Genomic DNA, 24,659 nt, shown 5'->3' on the forward strand with positions numbered 1-24,659 from the left:
TAGGGTGGAACCGTGACGTCACGGGAGCCCGACTGGGAGCCGGATGTATTGCCTGGGTTCTGGCAGCAGACCATCGAGGCAGGGCCTGATCCCGACGGCGAGGGCGACCTGGTCGCCACCCTCGTTCGCCGCGGCCCGGCGCCCGACGGGAACGGCCACGCGGTGCTGGCATTGCACGGCTACACCGACTATTTCTTCCACACCGAACTCGCGGACCGATTCGCCGAGCGCGGCTTCGCGTTCTACGCACTGGATCTGCCCAAGTGCGGGCGCTCCCGGCGCGACGGGCAGACCGCACATTTCACCACCGACCTGGCGCGCTACGACCACGAACTGCAGCGGGCTCTGGAGATCATCGCCGCCGACACCGGCAACGCCACGGTGTGCCTGTACGGGCACTCGGCGGGCGGGTTGATCATCACCTTGTTCGCCGACCGGCTGCGCCGAAGCGGAAGGCTCGACACCCATCACGTCGGCGGGCTGATCCTCAACAGTCCGTTCTTCGACCTGCACGGACCGGCGATCCTGCGTACCGCACCCACGTCGGCCGCCCTGATCGCGCTGGCCCGGCTGCGCAAGCTGTCGGTGATCCGCAAACCCACCGAAGGCGGGTACGGCACCACCCTGCACCGCGACTACGGCGGCGAGTTCGACTACAACCTCGACTGGAAACCGTTGGGAGGCTTCCCCGTCACCCTCGGGTGGATCAATGCGATCCGCCGCGGACAGGCCCGGCTACACCGCGGCCTGGACGTCGGTGTGCCGAACCTGATCCTGCGGTCGGACCGCAGTGTCACCGAAACATCCGATCCGGCCGCGATGCAGCGCGGTGACGCCGTGCTCGATGTCCGGCAGATCGCGCGGTGGTCCGGCTGCGTGGGTAACCACTCCACCGTCGCTCCGATCACCGACGCCAAGCACGACGTCTTCCTGTCGACGGCCGACGCCAGGGCCGCGGCCTACCGCGAGCTCGACCGCTGGCTGGACTACTACCTGAACCTGCAAACCCGGCCGAGCACAACATCTTCCGGATAGGGAGCGCACATGGAGCATTACGACCTGACCATCATCGGCACCGGCTCGGGCAACAGCGTTCTCGACGAGCGCTACGCCGGCAAGAAGGTCGCGATCTGCGAACAGGGCACGTTCGGCGGCACCTGCCTGAATGTCGGCTGCATCCCCACCAAGATGTTCGTCTACGCCGCCGATGTGGCGGACACGATCAAGGCCAGCGCCAGGTACGGCATCGATTCCCACATCGACAAGGTGCGCTGGCCCGACATCGTCGCGCGGGTGTTCGGCCGGATCGATCCGATCGCCGCAGGCGGCGAGGACTACCGCCGCAACGATCCGGACATCACGGTGTACGCCAGCCACACCCGGTTCGGGCCCAAGACCGCCGACGGTCGCTACACGCTGCGCACCGAGGCCGGTGACGAATTCAGCAGCGATCAGGTGGTGATCGCGGCCGGATCCCGCGCCTACGTCCCACCGGCGATCGTGGACTGCGGCGTGACGTATTACACCAGCGACGACATCATGCGAATCCCCGAACTGCCGGAGCACCTGGTGATCGTCGGCGGCGGGTTCGTCGCCGCCGAGTTCGCCCACGTGTTCTCCGCACTCGGCGTGCGAGTCACGATCGTGGTGCGCGGCGACTGCCTGCTCAGCCATTGCGACGAGACGATCTGCCACGAGTTCAGTGCGCTGGCCGCCGAGAAGTGGGATCTGCGTAGGCACGAGAACGTGATCGGCTCCCATCACGAGGGTGACCAGATCGTGCTGGAGCTCGACGACGGCAAGACGCTGCCCGCAGACATGCTGCTGGTGGCCACCGGCCGCATCCCCAACGGGGACCTGCTCGACGCCGAGCTCGCCGGGGTGGAGGTGGACGAAGACGGTCTGGTCATCGTCGACGAATACCAACGCACCACGGCGCGTGGCATTTTCGCACTCGGCGACGTGTCCTCCGACTTCCAGCTCAAGCATGTCGCCAACCACGAATCACGCGTGGTCAAGGAGAACCTGCTCCGCGATTGGGACGACACCGAGGCGATGGTGCGCAGCGATCACCGGTTCGTGCCGTCGGCGGTGTTCACCGAACCGCAGATCGCCATGGTCGGATTGACCGAGGAGCAGGCCCGCGACGAGGGCTACGACTACGTCACCAAGGTTCAGGCCTACGGCGACACCGCGTACGGCTGGGCGATGGAGGACACCACCGGCATCGCCAAGCTGATCGGCGACCGCACCACCGGCAAGATCCTGGGCGCCCACATCATGGGCTATCAGGCGTCCTCGATCATCCAGCCGCTGATCCAGGCGATGAGCTTCGGGCAGACCGCCCAGGAGGTTGCCCGGGGCCAATACTGGATTCACCCGGCGCTGGCCGAGGTGATCGAGAACGCCCTGCTGGGCCTGAGCGACTAGGCCCGGGCCGCCCAGCGCTGCTCGATCCGGCCGAACCGCCAGATCGCCAGGGCCACAAGCCAGCTCACGACGAAGAGTCCGACGATCGCGAAACCGACGAATTCCAGGTCGGCCGACCCGACGAGGGCGAGTGGCCCGGTGGTGATCCCGAGACGCTCGACCAGCAGACCGGCCAGCACGATCACCCCGACGCCCAGCGCCACGATCACCGACAGCACGGTGACGGTCAGGTTGTAGTACACCTTGCGGACCGGTTGCAGGAAGGCCCAGCCGTAGGCCCGCGCCATGAAGATGCCGTCCAGGCTGTCGAAAAGGCTCATCCCCGCCGCGAACAGCACCGGCAGAACCAGCATGGCGTACCAGGGCAGGGAGAAGGCTGCGGTTCCCGCCGCCAGCACCAGCAGCGCGACCTGGCTGGCGGTGTCGAAGCCCAGTCCCATCAGGAACCCCACCGGGTACAGGTGCCAGGGCTTGTTGACCCGTCGCATCACCCGGCCCAACAGGCGGGCCACGAAACCCCGGCTGTCGAGCTGACGTTCGAGCTCGGCCTCGTCGTACTCGCCACGGCGCATGGCCCGGAAAACCTTGGCGATCCCGACCGCGGCGAACAGATTCGTCAGGCCGACCAGGATCAGGAACGTTCCGGCCACCAGCGAGCCGACCAGCCCGAGGGTCTGCAGCATCGCAGACTCTTCGTCCTGAACCGGGCCCGCGAGCGCCCGGACCCCCAGTGCCAGCAGCAGGGCCAGCCCGAACACCACGCTCGAATGGCCCAGGGAGAACCAGAAACCCGCCGAAATCGACCGGGTGCCCTCACCGACGAGTTTTCGGGTGGTGTTGTCGATGACGGCGATATGGTCGGCATCGAAGGCGTGGCGGACACCCAGCAGGTACGCGGTGACGCCGAGGCCGACCCCGAACACGCCCGCCGAGCCCAGCGTGATGTGTTGCGGTGCCACCCCGAAAACCAGTACACCCCAACCGATGACATGCAGCAGCAAGACGAATCCGGTGACGGCGGCGATCGACGTCCAGTCGGCACGGTCGAATCGGGTGGCCAATCGGGCGGATCGGGCGGTGGCCTGCGATGCGCCGATGGTCATCGACCGAGCGTAAGACGACCGCCGATATCTGTCCAGGCGAACAGATGAGAATCCGGGTCAGCTGTGCCGTGCGCCGATCCAGTGCAGCAGGTCGTGCACGGTGTCGTCGTCGAGCCGGTAGTTCACGGTGCGGCCCACCCGGGTCGCGGTGACCCATCCCTGGTCCCGCAGCACCCGCAAAGCCTGCGATACCGCATTCTCCGAACGTCCCAGCGCGGTGGCCAGATCGCTGACACAGATTCCCGGCGCCCGGTGCAGACCGAGCAGGATCTCCAGCCGATGCGGATCGGACAGCAGGTCGAAGCGCTGCGCCCACCCTGAGGTGTCGACGTCGGCCAGGGCCGACGTCGCGCGCTCGACCTGGCCGGCTTTACCGTGCCGGTCCACGGTACGAATCTAATCCAGAAAGCCGTGCAGCAAGGCCGACGATCCCCCGACGTGGGCCAGCATGGCCGCGGCGGCCCGCTCGCTGTCACCGGCCAGGATCGCCATCACGATCTCCTCGTGCTGTTCATCGGAATGCGCGATGTTGCGCGGCAGCAGCGGAATCTGATCCAGCAGGGCGTTGAGCCGCATCCGATTCTCGGCGACCAGTGGCACCAGTGACGGGGACCCCGCCGCTTCCGCGATTGCCAGGTGGAGCCGCGAATCCAGCCGACGGTAGTCGTCGGGCTCGGCACCGCGGACATCGGCCAGCCGCGACCACAGCCCGTCGCGCTCGGCCGCGCTCAGCGTGCGCCCGGCCGCCATCCGCGCCGCGCCGACCTCGAGGATCTCGCGCAACCGCAATGCGTCGTCGATCTCCTCACGGGTCGGGCTCGGGCCGTCGGCGGTGTATCGCGGTAGCTCCTCGGCCAAGAACGTGCCGCCGTACCGCCCCCGCTTGGATACCAGATAGCCGGCGTCGGCCAGCGATTTGATCGCCTCCCTGACCGTGTCACGACTGACCCCGAGGCGCGCGGCCAGTTCCCGTTCGGGCGGCAACGACTCCCCTGGCCCCAACACCCCCAGCCGGATGGTCTCCAGCAGCCTGCCGACGGTGTCCTCGAAGGCGTTGCCCAGCCGGACCGGACGCAGCAGCGCACCGGCGGGTTCTGCGGCGGGTTGCGGGTCCGATTCGGCTGTCATGGTGAGCTACCAGGGTGTCACAGCGGCGTCACGTAGGCGGAGCTGATGCCGCCGTCGACCAGGAATGTCGAGCCCGTGATGAACGAGGAGTCGTCACTGGCCAGGAAAGCCACCGCCGCGGCCAGCTCCTCGGGCTCGGCGAACCGGCCCAGTGGTATGTGGACCAACCGCCGCGCGGCGCGCTCGGGATCCTTGGAGAACAACTCCTGCAGGAGGGGCGTGTTGACCGGGCCGGGGCACAGCGCGTTGACCCGGATTCCCTGCCGCGCGTACTGCACGCCGAGCTCGCGCGACATCGCCAGCACACCGCCCTTGGACGCGGTGTAGGAGATCTGGGAGGTGGCCGAACCCATCACCGCGACGAACGACGCGGTGTTGATGATCGAACCCTTGCCCGCGGGCACCATGTGCCGCAGCGCCGCCCGGCACGACAGGTACACCGACTTCAGGTTGATGTCCTGCACCCGCTGCCAGGCCGGGAGCTCGGTGGTCTCGATGAGATCGTCTTCGGGCGGCGAGATCCCGGCGTTGTTGAACGCGATGTCGACCGAACCGAAAGTGGCTGCGGCGGTGTCGAAGAGATGGTCCACGGCATCCTGGTCGGACACGTCGACGGCGACGAACAGGCCGTCGAGTTCCTCGGCGGCGGCCTCTCCGCTGGCTGGGTCGATATCGCCCACCACGATCGTGGCGCCCTCGGCGCGCAACCGCCTGCCGGTGGCCAGGCCGATACCGCTGGCGCCACCGGTGATCACGGCGACCTTGCCGGCCAGACGTTGGGTCAGATCCATCTACAGCTCCTCAATCGCGAAAAAGACGTTCTTGGTCTCGGTGAAGGACAGCGGTGCGTCGGGTCCCAACTCACGTCCCAGCCCGGACTGCTTGAAGCCACCGAACGGGGTGTTGTAGCGCACCGACGAATGTGAATTGACGCTGAGGTTGCCCGCTTCCACTGCCCGCGACACCCGCATCGCTCGCGAGAGGTTGTCGGTCCAGATCGAGCCCGACAAACCGTAGGGCGTGTCGTTGGCCAACGCGATGGCATCGGCCTCGTCGTCGAACGGAAGCACGGTCACCACCGGGCCGAAGATCTCCTCGGTCACTGTCCGGTCGGTGCGCTGCGGCGTCAACACCGTTGGCGGGAACCAGAACCCGGGACCGCTCGGGGCCGAACCCCGGAACGCCACGGGGGCCCCGTCGGGCACGTAGGAGGACACGGACTCCCAGTGCGGACGGGACACCAATGGCCCCATCTCGGTGTCACGCGTCGTGGGGTCACCCACTACGACGCCCTTGACCGCGGGTTCCAGCAACTCCATGAACCGGTCATAGACGCTGCGCTGCACCAGGATCCGGCTGCGGGCACAGCAATCCTGCCCGGCATTGTCGAACACGCCGTATGGTGCGGTGGCCGCCGCTTTCTCCAGATCGCAGTCGTCGAACACTATGTTCGCACTCTTGCCACCCAACTCCAGGGTGACGCGTTTGACCTGGGCCGCCGCGCCGGCCATCACCCGCGTCCCCACCTCGGTGGATCCGGTGAACACCACCTTGCGCACCCCGGGGTGGGTGACGAACCGTTCCCCCACCACCGACCCCTTGCCGGGCAGTACCTGAAAAAGCCCGGCAGGCAAACCTGATTCGTTGGCGAGCTCACCGAGCCGGATCGTGGTCAGCGGGGTCCACTCGGCGGGCTTGAGCACCACCGCGTTGCCGGCCGCCAGGGCCGGGGCGAAGCCCCATGCGGCGATGGTCATCGGGAAGTTCCACGGGGTGATGACCCCGACGACGCCGAGCGGCTCGTTGAAGGTGACATCCAGACCACCGGCCACCGGGATCTGCTTGCCGCTCAAGCGTTCCGGGGTGGCCGAGTAGAACTGCAGCACATCCCGAACGTGCCCGGCCTCCCATTCGGCCTGCCCGATCGGGTGCCCGGAGTTGGCCACCTCCAGGGCGGCCAGCTCGTCGATGTGGGCATCGACGACGGTGGCGAATGCCCGCAGCGCCGCGGCCCGCTCGGCCGGCGCCTGCCGGGCCCAGGCCCGTTGCGCGGCCGCTGCGCGTGCCACCGCGTCATCGACGGCCGCCACGTCCAGGAGGTCGACGGTGGTCAGCACCTCCTCGGTGGCGGGGTTGACGACCTGGCTGGATGTCATGAGACCCTTTCTGTCGCATAGGCTCTGGCCGCCTCGACGACAGCGGCGAACAACCGCAGGTCGTCGAGAGTTTCTTCGGGGTGCCACTGCACGCCCAGCACGAACGCATCGCCGGGCAACGCGGGGTCGAGTTCGACTGCCTCGATCACCCCGTCGGTATCGCGGGCACTGACCACCAGCCCGTCACCGAGCCGGTCGATGGCCTGATGGTGATAGCACTGCGCGTCGGACGTCTCGCCGATCAGACCGGCCAGCCGGGTGTCAGGCACGGTGCGCACCGCTGACGTACCGAACTGCGCATTGCCCTTCTGGTGGTGGGTATGCCCGATCACGTCGGGCAGGTGCTGGTGCAGGGTGCCGCCGAGGGCGGTGTTGAGCACCTGGGCGCCCCGGCACACGCCCAGCACCGGGATACCCCGCCGCAGTGCGGCTTCCAGCAGGGCGAACTCCCAGGCGTCGCGAGCGGTGGCCGGTTGGTTGGTGGCCGGGTGCGACTGCTGTCCGTAGCGTGCCGGATCGACGTCGGGACCGCCGGTGATCACCAGGCCGTCGATGCGATCGAGGACCAGCTCGGCGATGTCGTCGTCCACCGGCTGCGGCGGCAACAGCAAGGCGATGCCACCGGCCCGGGTGACGCCTTCGAAGTAGACCTGCGGCAGGAAACTCGCCTGCACATCCCACACTCCGGTCTGCGCCTGCTGGAGATAGGTGGTCATGCCGATCACCGGGCGAGTGGCTTCGGCACCGCCGACGTCAGAGCCGCTCAAAGCCGCGCACCCTTTCCCAGTCGGTCACCGCCGAATTGAAGGCCGCCAGTTCGATCCGCGCATTGTTGAGGTAGTGCTCGACAACGTCGTCCCCGAACGCCGTGCGCGCCACCTCGGACTTCGCGAACAGCTCGGCAGCCTCGGCCAGCGTGGTGGGCAACCGTTGCGCCGCACTGGCATAGGCGTTGCCCGGCAGCGCGTCGGGAAGTTCCAGCTCGTGATCAATGCCGTACAGACCACCGGCGATCAACGCCGACACGGCCAGGTACTGGTTGACATCACCTCCGGGCGCCCGGCATTCCACCCGCATGCTCGATCCGTGGCCCACCACGCGCAACGCACAGGTCCGGTTGTCCATACCCCAGGCGATGGCCGTTGGCGCGAAACTGCCGTCGGCAAACCTCTTGTAGGAGTTGACATTCGGCGCGTAGAACAACGTCAGCTCGCGCAGCGTCGCCAGTTGGCCGGCGATGAAGCTGCGGAACATCGGCGACATCCCGTTCGGACCGGACTCGTCGGAGAACACCGGCGTCCCGTCCTCGCCACGCAGCGATATGTGGATATGACAGCTATTGCCCTCGCGTTCATCGAATTTCGCCATGAACGTCAGGCTCTTGCCGTGCTGATCGGCGATCTCCTTGGCACCGTTCTTGTAGATCGTGTGGTTGTCACACGTGCTGCGGGCATGGTCGTACCGGAAGGCGATCTCCTGCTGCCCCAGGTTGCACTCCCCCTTGACGCCCTCGCAGTACAGTCCGGCGCCCTCCATGCCGAGCCGGATGTCGCGCAGCAACGGCTCCATGCGGGTGGACGCCATCATGGCGTAGTCGACGTTGTAGTCGGTGGCCGGTGTCAGACCGCGGTAACCTGCGGCCCAGGCCTCACGGAACGTGTTGTCGAACACCATGAATTCGAGCTCGGTACCGACATACGGGACCAGTCTCCGCTCGGTCAGGCGGTCGATCTGACGGTTGAGGATGCTGCGCGGCGCCTGCTCGACGGGTCGACCGTCCAGCCACGACAGATCTGCCATCACCAGAGCCGTGCCGGGCAGCCACGGGATCAACCGCAGTGTCGTGAAGTCGGCGGTCATCACCATGTCCCCGTAGCCGGTGTCCCAGCTCGACATCGAATAGCCGCCGACGGTGTTCATGTCGACGTCGACCGCGAGCAGGTAGTTGCAGCACTCCGCGCCGTGAGCGGCGACCTCCTCGACGAACAACCGGCCCGAAACCCGCTTGCCCGTGAGCCGGCCCTGCATGTCGCAGAAGGCGACGATCACGGTATCGATCTCACCCGCCGCCACCATTTGCTCCAGGTCGGCTCGTGCCAGCATGCCGGGGTTCTGGCTCATTGCGCACCCTCCTGCCCGTGTGAGACTCGGCAGCCAACCTGACGTCCAGCCGACCATTGCCTCGCCGATGACGTGATGATCGTGCCCCGAATTAGCATGATTGTCACGCCAAAAGGTAGGACAGCAGACCAATAACGTTCTATTGTCCGTGTGCAGACCGCCCACCGCCCTGCATACGAGGAGCCGCCATGCCCGAGGGGCACGAAGAACTCGCCGAACACCTTTCCGACGACGAACAACATCTCGCCAAACTCGGTTACGTCCAGGAATTGCAGCGGTCCTGGTCGGGATTCTCCAACTTCGCCATCTCGTTCTCGATCATCTCGATCCTGGCGGGCTGCTTCACCTCGTTCGGGCTCGGCTGGAACAACGGCGGCCCCGCCGCCATCGCGTGGGGCTGGCCGATCGTCTCGGTCTTCATCCTGATCATCGGGTTCTGCCTGGCCGAGCTCGTCTCCGCCTACCCGACCTCGGGCGGGATCTACTGGTGGGCTTCAAAACTCGGCGGCCCCAAGGCCGGGTTCTACACCGGCTGGCTCAACCTGATCGGTCTGGTCGCGATCCTGGCGTCGGTGTCGTACGGCAGCGCGACATTCCTGGACCTGACGCTGGGGACGTTCAGTGAGTCCTGGCTCGCCGGATACAGCCTGACCCGGGTGTTCATCATGTTCCTGGTCATTCTGGCGGCCTCGGCCGTGATCAACATCTTCTCGTCACACCTGCTGGCCGTCATCAACAACGTCTCGGTGTGGTGGCATGTCGCTGGCGCCACCGCGGTGATCGCGATCCTGTGGCTGCTTCCGGACCAACACGCCACTGTCTCCGATGTTTTCGCCAAGACGATCAACAACTCCGGGATCTTCTCCGGCTCCACGTCCGGCTGGGGCTTCCTGCTGTTCGTGCTGCCCATCTCGGCCATCCTCACTCAGTACACGATCACCGGTTACGACGCGTCGGCGCATCTGTCCGAGGAGACCAAGAGCGCGGCCAACGCCGCCGCGAAGGGCATCTGGCAGTCGATCTTCTACTCGGCGATCGGTGGCTGGATCCTGTTGCTGTCGTTCCTGTTTGCGGTGCAGAACTCCGACGAGGTATCGGCCAACGGTGGAGCTGTGGCGACGATCTTCACCCAGGCACTGGGGTCGAAGTGGGCTGGTGTCGTACTGCTGATCGCCACCGCGGGGCAGCTGTTCTGCACCACCGCCTGCCAGACCAGCGCCTCGCGCATGCTGTTCGCGTTCAGCCGCGACCGCGCGGTCCCCGGCCACCAGTTGTGGTCGAAGGTCAGCGCCACCCGCGTGCCAGCCAATGCGGTGATCATCACCGCGGTGATCGCGGCGATCATCACGCTGCCCGCCATCGTGCCCGTGAAGATTCCGGTCAACGGTGTGGAAGTGCCCTCCCCGGTCGCGTTCTTTGCGGTCGTCTCGATCGGTGTGGTCGGGTTGTACCTGTGCTTCGCGGTGCCGATCTACTTCCGGTGGAAGGCCGGCGACTCCTTCGAGCAGGGCAAATGGAATGTCGGCAACAAGTACAAGTGGATGGCGCCGGTGGCCATCGTCGAGATCATCGTCACCTCGATCATCGCCATGTTCCCGACCTCGCTGGGCGGCATGCCGTGGGATCCGAGCTTCCAGTGGAAGTTCGTGAACTACACGCCGCTGCTGGTCGGCGGCGTGCTGGTGCTGCTGTTCATCTACTGGCACGTGTCGGTGAAGCACTGGTTCACCGGTCCGATCAAGCAGGTGGACGCGGCCGGCGCCGAGCTACCGGGCTGATCACCCGAGCAGTTCGCGGATGTCGGAGGCGGAGATGGTCGAGCCGAACAGATCCCCGTCGTCGACCACCGCGGCGAACAGGGCCCGCTTGCGGTCCTGCAGCGCGACCACCTTCTCCTCGATGGTGTTCTCCGCGACCAGCCGGTAGACGGTGACCGGCCGGGTCTGCCCGATGCGGTGGGCCCGGTCGACGGCTTGCGCCTCAGCGGCCGGGCTCCACCACGGATCGCACAGGAAGCAGTAGTCGGCGGCGGTGAGGTTGAGCCCGAACCCGCCCGCCTTCAAACTGATCAGGAACACCTGCTTGGTGCCGGCACCGAATTCCTCGATGGCCCTGGCCCTTCCGTCGGAGTCGACCGAGCCATCCAGGTAGCTGTAGGCGATACCCGCCGAATCCAGGTGTGCCCGCACGATCGCGAGGAATCCGGTGAACTGGCTGAACACCAGCGCACTGTGACCTTCTGCGACCAGCTGATCCAGTTGTTCGACCAGGAAGTCGATCTTGGCCGACCCCACCGCACGTGCGGCGTCGTCGACCAGTCCCGGGTGCAGACTCAGCTGCCGCAGCAGGGTTAGCGAGCGGAAGATCTGGAACCGGTTCTTCTCCCAGTCCCCGAGCAGCCCGAGCACTTTCTGCCGTTCCCGGGCCAGCCGCGTGTCGTAGATCTTGCGGTGCTTGGCGCCAAGGCCGATGGTGAGCACCTGTTCGCTCTTCGCCGGAAGCTCGCGGACCACCTGGCTTTTCGTGCGTCGCAACAGCACCGGTTTGATCCGCCGGCGCAGCACCGGGAGCAGGTCGTCGGCTTGACCCGATTCGATCGGTTTGCGGAAATAGGTCTCGAACACCTTGGGCGACGGGAACAACCCGGGCACCGTGATCGACAGCAGCGACCACAACTCCATCAGGTTGTTCTCCATCGGGGTGCCGGTGATGGCCAACTTGAACGGCACGTCGAGCAGCCGCGCGGCCTGATGAGTCTTGCTGTGGTGGTTCTTGACGAACTGCGCTTCGTCGAGAACCATTCCGGCCCATTGGATTTGCGAGTATGCCGCGACATCCATGCGCAGCAGAGTGTAGGACGTGACGACGATGTCGGCCTCCGCCACCTGTTCGGCCAGCCCCACGGCGGCTCGCGCATCGGTCGAGGTCACCACCACCGCGTTCAATCCTGGGGTGAACTTGCGGCATTCGGCCACCCAGTTGCGCGCCACGCTGGTCGGCGCCACCACCAGGAACTTGCCTGCACCGCCGGACACGGCGCGGGTGATCAGCGCCAGCGTCTGCACGGTCTTTCCCAGGCCCATATCGTCGGCGAGGACCCCGCCGATCCCGTTGTCCCACAGGAATGAGAGCCAGTCCAGCCCGTCCCGCTGGTAGTCGCGCAGCTCGGCCGCCAGCCCCGCAGGCGGGTCGACGGGCACCGGTGGACGGGCCGCGGCCAGCCGCGCCAGGTTGGCCCGCCACCGGGCGAGCTGCTCGTCGACGACACCGAGTTCGAGCAGTTCGTCCCACAGGGTGATGTTCAGCGACGCGGCGTTGACCCGGTCCCCGTCGATCTCCCCGAGCGCTCGCGCCTCGTCGAGCAACGCCCGCAACCGGACCAGCTCAGGCGTGTCGAGCCGGAAGTAGATCCCCGACGGCAGCAGCATGTGCGTTGCACCCGAGGCCAATTCGCGGATGACGTCGGGTAGGGCCACGGTCTCACCGTCCACGCTGACCGTGACGTTCAGGCTGAACCAGTCCCCCGGAAGCGAGGTGTCGCCGGAGAACGACAACACCGGATCTGCGCCCGCGGCCCGGTACCGGTCATCGGCGTCGATCGTCAGGTCCGCGAAACAGTCCAGCTGCGGCAACGTTTGGTCGCACAGCACCGCGGCCTCCACGCGGGTGAGAATCACCCCGCCCAGCAGCGTCCGCTGTGACGCCACCGCGACGGCATCCCGGGAGCTCGCAGCGTTGACGATGGCCCGCAACTCGTGGACGGCATCGGTATCCAGAGTCGTGGTGATCCGGCGGTTCACGTGCTGGGACGCTTGACGTTTCCAGTCTTGCGCCGCCGCCGCGACCGCCTGCAACGCGGGCAGTACCCGCTGCCAGAGCGCCTGTTCGGCCGCGGCATCCCGGTACCCGATCAACCCGGCCGCGGACATCGGATCGAAGTCGTGATGCTGATCGTTGACCTGGTACCGCGTACTCCAGAACGCTCGTGCGCCGCCGTCGACCACCTTTACCGTCAACGCCGGCAAGGGGCCCGTGATGGCCGGCGGCACGAACAGACCGTCGGCGACTTCCATGTCCACTGTGCCGGCCAGGCGCGGCAGGATGTCGACAGCGAGTTCGCGCGCCATGTCGGCCGGGATGTGCACCTGCTCGTGGTGCCCCAGTAACTCGGCCATGGTGCGCCCCGGCACCGGGTCGAACGCCCCCAGCCGCAGCACCGAGTCGACAACCTGAAACATCCCGTGCGGGGCCGGCATCCCGAGCAACCCGACCCCGTCCGGGTCGCTGTCCTGTCCGTCGACGATCAGCGTCACCGACATCACCGCACCGCCGGCGCCCTCGGCCGCGAAGTCCAACCGCAGGTGGACGTTCTTGACCAGTTCGACCGCCCGGATGCCGCTCGCGGCGTCGGCCAGAACGGTCACCCCTGAATCGAGCACTTCGGCGAGCCGAGGCCACAGCGTCGCGGGCATTCCGTTGAGCACCATGCCCTCGCCCCCGCCGTGCGGCGGCGAGTAACGCACGATGTCCGACAGCAGCGCCCGCACCGCGCGGTATTGATCGTGGTCGAACTCGCCGGGCTCGGCGTAGTCGACCAGGCGCCGCCACGTCAGTGCCCGGCTGATCCAGGTGCCGCGTTTCCCCAGGGACAGCGGGCGCACCGTCAGCACGGAACCCGGGCGGTAGCGCGTCGGCCCGGTCACCGAGAATTCCAGCGCGATCGGTTTGCCACCATCATCGGGACCGGCGACCTCGTCGAGCACCTTGTCGAGCACGTAGCGCCACCGCTCCACCGGAGGGTGCGCCGGGTCCGGAGGTGCCGCCGCCAGTACCAGGGCGACCGCATGTTTGCAGAACGACCCCACCGGGCATGAACACAGTGCCCACTCGACGACAGCCCGACTTCCCGGCGACAGTCCGACCTCAAGGACGTACAGCTGACCATGCGAGCCCACGCACCGTCCGCGCAGCAGACGTTCGTCGGCATCGAACTCGATGTCACGGACCCGGCCCTCGGCGGCATAGCGCTCACCGCGCACGGTCGACTGCGCGCCGAAATCGCGAATCAGCTCGTCACGGGCTATCCCGAAGCCGAATTCAGGCCTCATGCGAGGAGGATAGGGCCAGTGTCCGACATGTCCTGGTCACACCCCCGACACACCGCGGGTGGCGCGCCGTCGACAGATCCTGTGTAGGGTCGAACTGATGTGTGGAGCCGCCGGGGAGGTGCGTCTCGATGGCCGGACACCGGATATTTCAGCGGTGTCGGCCATGGCAGACGCGATGGCACCCAGGGGCCCGGACGCGGCCGGTGTGTGGTCGCAAGGCCGGGTCGCGCTGGGTCACCGCCGCCTGAAAATCATTGACCTGACCGAAGCGGGCGCCCAGCCCATGGTTGATCCCGAACTCGGATTGACCGTTTGCTGGAACGGCTGCATCTACAACTACCAAGAGCTGCGCCGGGAACTGTCCGGGCACGGGTACCGCTTCTTCTCCCACAGCGACACCGAGGTGTTGCTCAAGGCCTATCACCACTGGGGCGACCGGTTCGTCGAGCACCTGATGGGGATGTTCGCCTTCGCGATCGTCGAACGCGACACCGGCCGGGTGCTGCTGGGCCGGGACCGGCTCGGTATCAAGCCGCTCTACATCACCGAAGACGCCCACCGGATCCGGTTCGCGTCGTCGCTGCCCGCCTTGCTGGCCGGCGGTGGAATCGACACCCGGATCGACCCGATTGCCCTGCACCACTACCTGACCTTCCATTCGGTGGTCCCGCCGCCGTTGACGATCCTGCAGGGGATCAAGAAGGTGCCGCCCGCGTCGGTGGTCGCGATCGAGCCCGACGGCAGCCGGCACACCACGGTGTACTGGTCGCCGGACTTCACCCGCCACGCCGACCGGGCCGACTGGTCTGAACGGGACTGGGAGGACGCGGTACTGGAGTCGCTGCGGCGAGCGGTCGAGCGTCGGCTCGTCGCCGACGTACCCGTCGGATGCCTGCTGTCCGGCGGCGTCGATTCTTCTCTGATCGTCGGGCTGCTCGCCGAGGCCGGCCAGCACGGCCTGTCCACCTTCTCGATCGGTTTCGAGTCCGTGGGCGGGGTGGCCGGGGACGAGTTCAAGTACTCCGACATCATCGCCGAGCATTTCGAGACCGACCATCACCAGATCCGGATCGACACCGACCGCATGCTGCCGGCTCTCGACGGAGCGATCGGAGCGATGAGCGAACCGATGGTCAGCCATGACTGCGTCGCGTTCTATCTGCTCAGCCAGGAAGTGGCCAAGCACGTCAAGGTGGTGCAGTCCGGACAGGGCGCCGACGAGGTGTTCGCCGGTTACCACTGGTATCCGCCGATGGCCGAGCCGGGTGCGGCCGGTCTCGACGGCTCGGTGGCCAGCTACCGGGGTGCGTTCTTCGACCGGGACAGCGCCGGAGTGGGCGCGCTGATCAGCGACGCATACTGGGCCGACGGCGATCCCAGCGGAGTGTTCGTCAGAGATCACTTCGCCGCGGCGGGCGCACAGACCGGCGTGGACCGGGCGTTACGTCTGGACACCACCGTGATGCTGGTCGACGATCCGGTCAAGCGCGTGGACAACATGACCATGGCGTGGGGGCTGGAAGGCCGCGTGCCGTTCCTCGATCACGAACTCGTCGAGTTGGCCGCCACCTGCCCGCCGGGACTGAAGACCGCGTACGGCGGCAAGGGTGTGCTCAAACAAGCTGCGCGCCGGGTGATTCCGGCAGCGGTGATCGACCGCCCGAAGGGGTACTTCCCGGTGCCTGCGCTGACCCACCTCGAGGGGCCCTACCTGGACATGGTCCGTGATGCGCTGTACGCGCCGGAAGCCAAGGAGCGCGGCCTGTTCCGGCCAGACGCCGTCGACCGCCTACTGGCAGACCCGAACGGCAGACTGACCCCGCTGCGGGGCAATGAGTTGTGGCAGATCGCGCTGCTGGAGTTGTGGTTGCAGCGCCACGGGGTGACGGGGGCCGCGGCGTGACCGCCACTGACCACGACGCATCGGAGGCTCCGATGGGGGCCGACCACACCGAGGCGATCACACTGGGCCTGCACGACGCCTCGCCGCAGCACCTCGTCGACGCCATGGCCGATGACGTGGTACTCGAATTAGGTTGGGGCCGATTGATTTTCGGTCAGACCTTCGCCGATCCCGAGCAGCTTGCCGAGGTGTTGCAGCAAGAGGGTCCGGGTCGGCGCGACATCTGCATCTACGCGCGCGAATCGCACGTACTGATCGCCCGCTCCCCCGCCGAATTGTTCATCGATCCGAGCCACACCTACCGGCTGCGGTTCACCGACGAACTCGCCGCGGCCGAACCTGTCGGGTTCACCGTGCGCACCCTCCAGACGCCGATGGACGCCGACGCCATGAACCGGGTGTACGTGCGGTGCGGGATGGTGCCGGCACCAGTCGACGTCATCTGGCACAACCACACCCTTACTCCCGCGGTGGTCTATCTGGTCGCGGTCCGCGATGACGACGGATCCGTGGTGGGCACGGTGACCGGTGTGGACCACAAGCGGTTGTTCGCCGACCCGGAGGACGGGTCGAGCCTGTGGAGCCTGGCGGTGGACCCGGCGGCCGGGCTACCCGGGGTCGGCGACGCACTGACCCGCACGCTGGCAGGCATCTTCCGTGAGCGGGGTCGGGCCTATCTGGATCTGTCTGTGGCCCATGACAATTCCGCGGCGATCGCGCTGTACGAGAAGCTGGGTTTCCACCGGGTGCCGGTGCTCGCCGTCAAACGGAAGAACGCGATCAACGAGCCGTTGTTCACCCATCCGCCGGAGACGGTCGACGATCTGAATCCGTATGCGCGCATCATCGCCGACGAGGCAATGCGGCGCGGCATCCGGGTCGAGGTGCTCGACGCCGGAGCGGGAGAGATGAAGCTGTCACACGGCGGCCGCACGGTGATCACCCGAGAGTCACTGTCGGAGTTCACTTCTGCGGTGGCCATGGCGCGCTGCGACGACAAGCGGCAGACCCGGCGCATCGTGTCCGAGGCCGGTATCACGGTGCCGAAGGGGCGGCTGGCCACCTTCGACCACGAGGACCACGAGTTTCTGGCGGAGGTAGGCGACGTGGTGGTCAAGCCCACCCGTGGTGAACAGGGCAAGGGCATCACGGTCGGGGTGGACGGCGGCGACGAGCTGGATGCGGCGTTGCACCGGGCCCGCGAGCAGTACCCGGAGGTGCTGATCGAGCAGCGCGCCTCCGGCGACGATCTTCGGCTGGTGGTGATCAACGGCAAGGTGGTGGCCGCGGCGATCCGCCGCCCCGCCGAGATCGTCGGTACCGGAAAGCACACGGTAGGTGAGTTGATCGAGACGCAGTCGCGGCGCCGGGCCGCCGCCACCGGCGGCGAATCGCGCATCCCGATCGACGACGTCACCAAGGGCACGGTTGCCGAGGCCGGTTGGTCATTCGACGACGTGCTGCCCGAGGGCGAGCGCCTGCGGGTGCGGCGGACGGCGAATCTGCATCAGGGCGGAACGATTCACGATGTCACCGCGGAGGTGAACCCCGAATTGTGCCGGGTTGCCGTGACCGCCGCCGAGGCGATCGGCATCCCGGTGACGGGGATCGACCTGCTGGTACCGGACGTGACGGGCCGGGAGTACGTCTTCATCGAGGCCAACGAACGCCCGGGCCTGGCCAATCACGAGCCGCAACCCACCGCGGCCGCATTCGTGGATTTCCTGTTCCCGCAGCAGCCGGGGTTGCCGCAAGCCTGGACACCTTCGGAGGCGGTTGACTGAGCGGCAAACCGTGTGACTTGTGCACGATTTTCCGCGTCAGCCGCGAAGAATCGTGCACAAATCACGGTTCCTTCGATGCGGTTGGCTGAGCGCTGCTACCAGCTGCTGGTGCGCAGCACGATCTCGGCGGCGAGCTGAGCGGTCGAGTCACCGGCATTGCGCCGTCCCGCGATCTCGACGAGCCGGAAGTCCCCGTAGACGTACCGCTGGCTGGCCTTGGCGACGGCCCGGGCAGCCGGAGAGCTGACGAGCACGGTGGTGTTCATCTCGACCGGCGGGCAATCGTCGTCGCGGATCGATCCGGTGGCGTCGGCGACGCGGGGGTGACCACGATCCACCACGACCAGGCCGATGAACTTGTCCAACCGGGTCGCGGCGAGCTCCCAGGCGAGTTCTCCCCCGAGCCGGTCGCCGACCAGCAGTGCCCATTTGATGTTGAGCGAATCAAGAATGCCGACCACCGACTTGGCGGTCAGTCGTGGATCGGGACCGATGATCACGGTGCGCAAAGACGCGGTGTGCAGGCGCCGGCAGATCGGCTCGTATGCGGCCGGACCGTGGTGGCCGGCGCTGAGCACTACCACGGTGGAACCCTGCTCGGGTCCCGAGACGTCGACGGGTGTGGTGAATCCGTCGATCGTCGCGACGGTGGTAAGCATTCGGACAAACTACCGTCCAGTAGCGACGGGCGGGTCGAAATCAACATTGTCTTGACGCTTGCGTCAACGAGTGGACAGACGTTCCGCCTGCATGCCGAAAACGTCCAGAAATGTCTGTGGCAATACACCTTTGGCGGCGATCGACGGATCCTGCGTCGGGAAGGCAATCCCGAAAACCGCCCAGTTGCCGACGTTTTCGAAGGCGAAGAAGATGCTCTCATCCCTGCCGCCGAGCTGCATGGTCTGCTGATAGGCCAACGCCGACGCGCGCGGCGCCGTCAGTTGGGTGGTGGTCATCGGGATGCCTTCGTCCGCAGGATCGAAGTAGGTGGAGAACTTCGCGCAGCGCTCTGCGGTCGCCGCCAACCGGTCCAGCGGCAGTGGCGAGGCCATCACGGTCAGCACCATGCGCGCCCCGTCGTAGGCGGCGATGATCTGCGCGGCACTGCCCGGGCCCCGCTCGGCGGATTCGGCGATCACCTTCGTCAGCCCGTCACTGCATCCGGCCGGGGTGGACAGCATCGGCGGCGGTCCACCCGATCCGCCCGGGCCCAGGCCGTCATCGGTGACCCGGTCGACCTGCACGCCGGGCGGGAAGTCGGCGGGTGTCAGCAACACCTTCTCCATGGTGGCGCCCGGCCAGGTCGGGGTCCCGGCGACCACCGGGGCGCAGCCGGACACCGCGAGCATGGTGACCAACCCGACCAAAGTTGCCACCCATCGATGGCACCGCAACATCTGCCCAGGTTACCGACGTGGGGCGAGGAGCGCAGTGCTCATGGTGGGCCGCGACGGCGCCCCGTGCCGCACCAGGTCCATCAACTCCCCGATATCGAGGTGGGCGGCCAGCAGGTCGGCCATGAGATCCAGCTGAGCGTCACGTCGGCCCCGAACGTCGGTATCGTCAGCAACCACGAACTCGCTGCGGCCGGCGCTGACCGCGATCTCGGTCAGCCAGCCCCGGCGCAAGCGGTCGTTGTCGAGCAGGCCGTGCCAATGGGTGCCATAGACAGCGCCCCGGCGCAGCCCGATGCCGAGCCAGTCGTCGGCTGCCGCACGAGTCACCTGACCGTGATGAATTTCGTAGCCCCACAACGGTTTTTCCCAGTGCCGCAGCGTTTTCTCGGTGGCGAACTCGATGTCGGCATCGAGCAGACCCAGACCCTCGACAGGGTCCGGGCTCGAGGATTCGACCGCGTCGTCGATGCGGCGGCACAGCATCTGGAACCCGCCGCACACCCCGAGCACGGGCCGTCCCTGCGCGGCATGCGCCAGGATGGCCTCGGCCAGGCCGCGTTGCCGCAACCAGGCCAGGTCGGTGACGGTGGCCTTGCTCCCCGGGATGACCACGAGGTCGGTGTCGGCGAGATCGGCGGCGTCGGCGACCCAGCGCACCACGACACCCGGTTCGCAGGCCAGGGCCTCGATGTCGGTGGAGTTGGAGATGCGGGGCAACCGGATCGCGGCGACAGTGAGCGATTGCGCCCCGCGAGGCGGTTGGGGTGTGCCCACCACGCCACCTGGCCTGACCGACACCGAATCCTCGGTATCGAGCCAGATCCCGTCGTCGAACGGGATCACCCCGTAGGTGGGACGACCGGTCAGCTCAAGCAACTGGCGCAGCCCCGGTTCCAGCAGGGCCGGGTCGCCCCGGAACTTGTTGACGACGAATCCCGCGATGAGCGCCTGGTCGTCGGGGTCCAGTACGGCCACGGTGCCGTGCAGGTGGGCCAGCAGTCCGCCGCGGTCGATGTCGCCCACCACGATGACCGGCAGGTCCGCGGCGCGGGCCAGCCCCATGTTCGCCAGGTCGGTCGCGCGCAGGTTTATCTCGGCCGGCGAGCCCGCACCTTCGCAGATCACCACGTCGAATTCGGATCTCAGCGAGGCCAATTCCTCGGTGACGACCGCGGCGAGCCGGTCACGGTGGGTGAAGTAGTCGCCCGCGGCCACCGTCCCGGCCACCTGGCCCCGGATCACCAGCTGTGACGTGCGATCCCCACCGGGCTTGAGCAGGATCGGGTTGAACCGGGTGCTCGGCGCCAGTCCGGCCGCGCGGGCCTGCATGGCCTGGGCCCGGCCGATCTCGCCGCCGTCCACGGTGACCGCCGAGTTGTTCGACATGTTCTGGGCCTTGAACGGCGCCACGGACAGGCCCTTGCGGGCCAGCAGCCGGCACAATCCGGCCACGACCATCGACTTACCGGCGTCAGAGGTGGTCCCCGCGACCAGTAGTGCGCCGCTCATTTTCCGTGCGCGAGCGGACACAAAACTGCCCTGTTCGGGTGCAAAAAGGGCAGTTTTACGTCTGCTCGCGGGAGAAGGGTCACGGCCGGAGCGTCAGGCAACCGTCAGGATCTCGGCGCCGTCCTCGGTGACCACCAGGGTGTGTTCGAACTGGGCGGTCCACTTGCGGTCCTTGGTCACCACGGTCCAGTCGTCGTCCCAGATCTCGTAGTCCAGCGACCCGAGGTTGATCATCGGTTCGATGGTGAAGGTCATGCCCGGCTCCAGCACGGTCTCGACCGCGGGCTGGTCGTAGTGCAGCACCACCAGCCCGTTGTGGAAGGTGGTGCCGATCCCGTGGCCGGTGAAATCACGAACGACGTTGTAGCCGAACCGGTTTGCGTAGGCCTCGATAACGCGGCCGACGATCGACAGTGCGCGGCCGGGCTTGACCGCCTTGATGGCGCGCATGGTGGCCTCGTGGGTGCGCTCGACGAGCAGCCGGTGTTCCTCGGAGACGTCGCCGGCCAGGAAGGTGGCGTTGGTGTCGCCGTGTACGCCGTCGATGTAGGCGGTGACGTCGATGTTCACGATGTCGCCGTCCTCGATCACCGTCGAGTCCGGAATGCCGTGGCAGATCACCTCGTTCAGAGAGGTGCAGCAGGATTTGGGAAAGCCCTTGTAGCCCAACGTCGACGGATAGGCGCCGTGGTCGATCATGTACTCGTGGGCGATGCGGTCGAGCTCGTCGGTGGTGACGCCCGGCGCGACGGCCTTGCCCGCCTCGGCCAGGGCGGCGGCCGCGATCCGGCCCGCGACGCGCATCTTCTCGATCACCTCGGGGGTCTGCACCCAGGGCTCGCTGCCCTCCTGCACCGTGGGTTGCCAGGCGTACTCCGGCCGCGGAATCGACTTGGGAACCGGCAGGGTCGGCGAGAGCACGCCGGGGCGCAGAGCGGTACGAACTGGCATGTGGACAGCTTAATCGCCTCCGTAACCACCGAGGCGCTGCGGTGACACCGAGGAGAGCGAGCCTCTCGGGAAGCGGTAATGGTGTTACCGTACGGGGATGACCGAGGCACGGCGATGACCGAAACCGCTCATGTCCTGCAGTTGCTGGATTACCGCGAGGTGGAGTCGAGCGCCGACCGGCTGGTGCTGGAGATGGACAACCGGCCCGACCTCGCCAACGTCCGCGGCGCGCTGCAGGGCGGCCTGGTGGCCACCCTGATCGATATCGCGGCCGGAATGCTGGCGGGCAACGCCAGCGGTGTCGGTTACGACGTGACGACCGCCGACCTCAACATCCACTTCCTGGCCCCGATCATGGGCACGGCCCGCGCCGAGGCGAGGGTGGTGCGGGCAGGCAAGCGCCTCATTGTGACGTCGGTCGATGTCACCGACACCACCCGAGATCGGCTGGCCGCCCGCGCGACGCTGACGTTCGCAGTACTTGAACCGCGCTGACGTCAGGACCGGCGCAGCGTCAACTTCCAGTTGCGCCGCGGCCCACGGATATCCACCGAACCGCAGACCACCTTGCCGGTCAGGATGATGTGCGGGGTGCCGTCGGCCGGCGCGTCGCGACGGTGATCGTCAGCGCTGCCCACGATCACCTCGACGTCATCGATCGACGCGCTGGCGCCTTCGGGCAGCCGGATGTCGACCGACCCGAATTTCATGTCCAGTTCGATGACCACCATCGGTCCGGCGAACCGCGCCCGGGTCAGGTCCAACTCGACCGAACCCATCCGGCGTACCAAGGCCAGCCGGGTCGGGACCGTCCATTCACCCTGGCGTTTCAGCGAGCCGAGCACGCCGCGCAGCTCGACCCGGTCGGTGGCGGTGGTGACGATCGCACCGGGGCCCGGCAGGTCACCGACCAACGCATCGAGGTCCGAATGCAGACGGGCGCGCGACACCATCGCCGAGCGTTCCTCGAACTCGGCGATGTCGATCAGCCCGAGCGCGACGGCATTGTGCAGACGCCGCAATGTGCCGTTGCGATCTGCATCGGAGACGCGCAGGTCCACGGATTGTTCGTTGATCCCTGTCATGGCAGGTTCAACGGTACCGCCGTTCAGGCCAGATAGGCCGGGGGCAGCCCGTCGAACATGGTCTTGCACATCCGCACCGCGTACTCCGAACTGCCGCCGCCGACGATGAGCGCGGCAAACGCCAGGTCCCCGCGGTACCCGGCGAACCAGGAATGGGAACCGCCCATGAACTCCGCCTCGCCGGTCTTCCCGCGCACATCGCCGAGCCCGTTGAGTTCCTTGGCCGTGCCGTTCGTGACCACCAGGCGCATCATCGGCCGCAGCCCGTCGACCATCTTCGGGCTGATCGGCGCGCCTGCACGATCGACCATGGTTTGGCGCCCCTCGATGAGTTGCGGCACCGGAGTCTTCCCCGCTGCCACTGTCGCGGCGGCCAGCGCCATCCCGAACGGGCTGACCAGTACCTTGCCCTGACCGAAACCGTCCTCGGTGCGCTCGGCCAGATCCACCGTCGGCGGCACCGAACCGGTCAGCGTGGAGATTCCGTCCACCTGGTAGTCAGTTCCGATGCCGTAGCGCGCGGCGGCCTGGGACAAGCCTCGCGGCGGCATCCGGCTGGCGAGTTCGCCGAAGGTGGTGTTGCACGAATTGGCGAACGCCCGCGACAACGGCACCATGCCGAGATCGAACGCGTCGTAGTTGGTCACGGTTCGGTGCCCGATGTCGAGCGTGCCGGGACAGCCCAAAAGCGTGTTGGGCGTTGCCATGTCGCGCTCGATTGCCGCTCCCGCGGTGACCATCTTGAAGGTCGAGCCGGGCGGGAACTGGCCCATGGTGGCAAGCGGGCCGACGGCATCGGCGGCCGCGTTCTGCGCAACTGCCAGGATCTCGCCGGTGGACGGCTTGATCGCGACGATCATCGCCTGCTTGCCGGTGGTGTTGACCGCGTTCTGCGCGGCGTCCTGCACGGCGCGGTCGAGGCTGATGGTGATCGACGGTGCCGGATCGCCCGCCACCTCGTTGAGCACATCGACGTCGACGCCGTTCTGGTTGACCGTGACCACCCGCCAGCCCGGCTGACCGTTGAGTTGATCGGCCACGGACTTCTTGACTTCGTTGACGATCACCGGGGCGAAAGTCGGGTCGGTGGGCAGCATTTCGGGCTGCGGGGTGACGACGACACCGCGCAGCCGGCCGATCGCGGGTGCGATGCGGTCATTGTCGGCCTGCTTCAGCGTGAGCAGGCTCATCGGCTGCGCTGAGGCGCTGGCCTGTTCGGCAAGTCGCTGGGGATCGCCCAGGGCCGGGTCGAAACCCCGCAGCGCATCGGCGACGGCCCGCGCCGTCGGCATCAGCGCGCTGCCGGCCGCCCGGGCATCCAGCGCGTAGTGGTAGATGTAGCCGGGCACCAGCACATCGGTACCGCCGCGCTCGTTGACCGAGGCCCGCCGTGGCGCGTCGGCCCGCAGGGCGAAGGTCTGGTGCTCCCCCAGCCTCGGGTGCAGTCCGGTGGCATTCCAGCGCACCTCCCACCGGCCCTCGTCGCGGATCATGTTGAGCTGCCCGTCGTAGGTCCAGGTGCGGTTCTTGGGCAGGTGCCACGTGTAGCGGTAGGTGACGCTGCCCGTGTCCTGGGCGTATTTCGAGCCCAGGATCTGCGCATCGAGCCCGGTGGCCTGCAAACCGTTCCAGGCTTCGCTGAGGGCGGTCTTGGCATCTTCGGGCCGATCCGCCAGCGCGGCGGCAGCCGCGGTGTCACCAGTGGCGAGCGCCGCGAAGAACTGCTCAGCAGCGGGCTCGGGTCCGTCCGGACGTGGGGTGCAGGCGCTCAGCGCCGTTGCCCCGAGGACCACGACGACTGCGAACAGCCCTGTGGTCCGTGTGACTGATGATGTTTGAGTTGCCATTGAGGCTGATGTTAGGAACGTCGAGGCCGGTTTCGTCGGAGGCGCACCGATACCGAACCGAGACAGTCGCGAGATCAGGTTGAGGTCACCACGCGGGTCCGCCCGGTGTCAGGTCCGCGCGCACCGCGGCGCTGACG

At 67.2% G+C, this 24,659-nt stretch carries 20 protein-coding genes; 6 read left to right on the forward strand and 14 right to left on the reverse strand.

Annotated elements, in window-relative coordinates; genetic code table 11:
* Window positions 1–12: 12 nt before the first annotated feature.
* Complete coding sequence (locus G6N57_RS24695) at window positions 13–1,035, forward strand: alpha/beta hydrolase (RefSeq protein WP_077738990.1); 1,023 nt, start codon at window positions 13–15, stop codon at window positions 1,033–1,035.
* A gap of 9 nt (window positions 1,036–1,044) precedes the next feature.
* Window positions 1,045–2,430 (forward strand): mycothione reductase, encoded by a 1,386-nt coding sequence (mtr, locus tag G6N57_RS24700; RefSeq protein ID WP_077738989.1) that lies wholly within the window; start codon window positions 1,045–1,047, stop codon window positions 2,428–2,430.
* Here the strand turns inward: mtr and nicT are convergent.
* Genes nicT through G6N57_RS24735 form a run of 7 tightly spaced genes read right to left on the reverse strand, consistent with a single transcriptional unit; the run spans window position 2,427 to window position 8,938 of the window.
* Complete coding sequence (gene nicT, locus G6N57_RS24705) at window positions 2,427–3,533, reverse strand: Nickel transporter NicT (protein ID WP_077738988.1); 1,107 nt, start codon at window positions 3,531–3,533, stop codon at window positions 2,427–2,429. The genes mtr and nicT overlap by 4 nt on opposite strands.
* Before the next feature lie 57 nt (window positions 3,534–3,590).
* The gene (locus G6N57_RS24710) at window positions 3,591–3,920 is read right to left on the reverse strand and encodes an ArsR/SmtB family transcription factor (RefSeq protein ID WP_174814513.1); all 330 of its coding nucleotides are present in this window, start codon (window positions 3,918–3,920) and stop codon (window positions 3,591–3,593) included.
* Between the two features lie 9 nt (window positions 3,921–3,929).
* Complete coding sequence (locus G6N57_RS24715) at window positions 3,930–4,661, reverse strand: FadR/GntR family transcriptional regulator (RefSeq protein ID WP_077738986.1); 732 nt, start codon at window positions 4,659–4,661, stop codon at window positions 3,930–3,932.
* Window positions 4,662–4,678: 17 nt separating this feature from the next.
* Entirely contained in the window at window positions 4,679–5,452 is a 774-nt protein-coding gene (locus G6N57_RS24720) for a 3-oxoacyl-ACP reductase (protein WP_077738985.1), read from the reverse strand.
* Entirely contained in the window at window positions 5,453–6,817 is a 1,365-nt protein-coding gene (locus G6N57_RS24725; protein WP_097925972.1) for an aldehyde dehydrogenase family protein, read from the reverse strand.
* Window positions 6,814–7,533, reverse strand: coding sequence for a gamma-glutamyl-gamma-aminobutyrate hydrolase family protein (locus G6N57_RS24730; protein WP_077741676.1), 720 nt, complete (start codon window positions 7,531–7,533; stop codon window positions 6,814–6,816). The genes G6N57_RS24725 and G6N57_RS24730 overlap by 4 nt, the downstream gene beginning before the upstream one ends.
* A 37-nt stretch (window positions 7,534–7,570) precedes the next feature.
* The gene (locus G6N57_RS24735) at window positions 7,571–8,938 is read right to left on the reverse strand and encodes a glutamine synthetase family protein (protein ID WP_077738983.1); all 1,368 of its coding nucleotides are present in this window, start codon (window positions 8,936–8,938) and stop codon (window positions 7,571–7,573) included.
* A gap of 188 nt (window positions 8,939–9,126) precedes the next feature.
* Between G6N57_RS24735 and G6N57_RS24740 the strand changes: the two genes are divergently transcribed.
* Complete coding sequence (locus G6N57_RS24740; RefSeq protein WP_077738982.1) at window positions 9,127–10,716, forward strand: amino acid permease; 1,590 nt, start codon at window positions 9,127–9,129, stop codon at window positions 10,714–10,716.
* On the opposite strand, the gene G6N57_RS24745 is transcribed toward G6N57_RS24740, so the two are convergent.
* Window positions 10,717–14,046 carry a DEAD/DEAH box helicase gene (locus G6N57_RS24745; RefSeq protein ID WP_097925971.1) on the reverse strand — a complete coding sequence of 1,110 codons (3,330 nt, stop codon included), beginning with the start codon at window positions 14,044–14,046 and terminating at the stop codon, window positions 10,717–10,719.
* 97 nt (window positions 14,047–14,143) lie between these two features.
* On the opposite strand from G6N57_RS24745, the gene G6N57_RS24750 reads away from it, so the two are divergent.
* Together G6N57_RS24750 and ngg are read left to right on the forward strand one after the other, a co-directional pair.
* On the forward strand, window positions 14,144–15,949 hold the full coding sequence (locus tag G6N57_RS24750) for an N-acetylglutaminylglutamine amidotransferase (RefSeq protein ID WP_077738981.1): 1,806 nt from the start codon (window positions 14,144–14,146) through the stop codon (window positions 15,947–15,949).
* 32 nt (window positions 15,950–15,981) lie between these two features.
* Entirely contained in the window at window positions 15,982–17,733 is a 1,752-nt protein-coding gene (gene ngg, locus G6N57_RS24755) for an N-acetylglutaminylglutamine synthetase (protein ID WP_077741675.1), read from the forward strand.
* Window positions 17,734–17,828: 95 nt separating this feature from the next.
* Here ngg and G6N57_RS24760 read toward each other — a convergent pair whose 3' ends face one another.
* The 4 genes from G6N57_RS24760 to map form a co-directional block, all read right to left on the reverse strand.
* Window positions 17,829–18,392 (reverse strand): alpha/beta fold hydrolase, encoded by a 564-nt coding sequence (locus G6N57_RS24760; RefSeq protein ID WP_077738980.1) that lies wholly within the window; start codon window positions 18,390–18,392, stop codon window positions 17,829–17,831.
* Between the two features lie 63 nt (window positions 18,393–18,455).
* The gene (locus G6N57_RS24765) at window positions 18,456–19,082 is read right to left on the reverse strand and encodes a hypothetical protein (protein WP_097925984.1); all 627 of its coding nucleotides are present in this window, start codon (window positions 19,080–19,082) and stop codon (window positions 18,456–18,458) included.
* 57 nt (window positions 19,083–19,139) lie between these two features.
* Window positions 19,140–20,639, reverse strand: coding sequence for a cobyric acid synthase (locus G6N57_RS24770; protein WP_077738978.1), 1,500 nt, complete (start codon window positions 20,637–20,639; stop codon window positions 19,140–19,142).
* Between the two features lie 93 nt (window positions 20,640–20,732).
* Window positions 20,733–21,590 carry a type I methionyl aminopeptidase gene (gene map / locus G6N57_RS24775; RefSeq protein ID WP_077738977.1) on the reverse strand — a complete coding sequence of 286 codons (858 nt, stop codon included), beginning with the start codon at window positions 21,588–21,590 and terminating at the stop codon, window positions 20,733–20,735.
* A 114-nt stretch (window positions 21,591–21,704) separates the two neighbouring features.
* Between map and G6N57_RS24780 the strand changes: the two genes are divergently transcribed.
* Entirely contained in the window at window positions 21,705–22,085 is a 381-nt protein-coding gene (locus G6N57_RS24780; RefSeq protein WP_077738976.1) for a PaaI family thioesterase, read from the forward strand.
* Between the two features lie 2 nt (window positions 22,086–22,087).
* Here G6N57_RS24780 and G6N57_RS24785 read toward each other — a convergent pair whose 3' ends face one another.
* Complete coding sequence (locus G6N57_RS24785) at window positions 22,088–22,675, reverse strand: DUF1707 SHOCT-like domain-containing protein (RefSeq protein ID WP_036445253.1); 588 nt, start codon at window positions 22,673–22,675, stop codon at window positions 22,088–22,090.
* Between the two features lie 23 nt (window positions 22,676–22,698).
* The gene (locus tag G6N57_RS24790) at window positions 22,699–24,522 is read right to left on the reverse strand and encodes a penicillin-binding transpeptidase domain-containing protein (RefSeq protein WP_077738975.1); all 1,824 of its coding nucleotides are present in this window, start codon (window positions 24,520–24,522) and stop codon (window positions 22,699–22,701) included.
* Between the last annotated feature and the right edge of the window lie 137 nt (window positions 24,523–24,659).

Origin of the sequence: Mycolicibacterium boenickei, from assembly GCF_010731295.1 — a bacterium.
Taxonomy (GTDB): domain Bacteria; phylum Actinomycetota; class Actinomycetes; order Mycobacteriales; family Mycobacteriaceae; genus Mycobacterium; species Mycobacterium boenickei.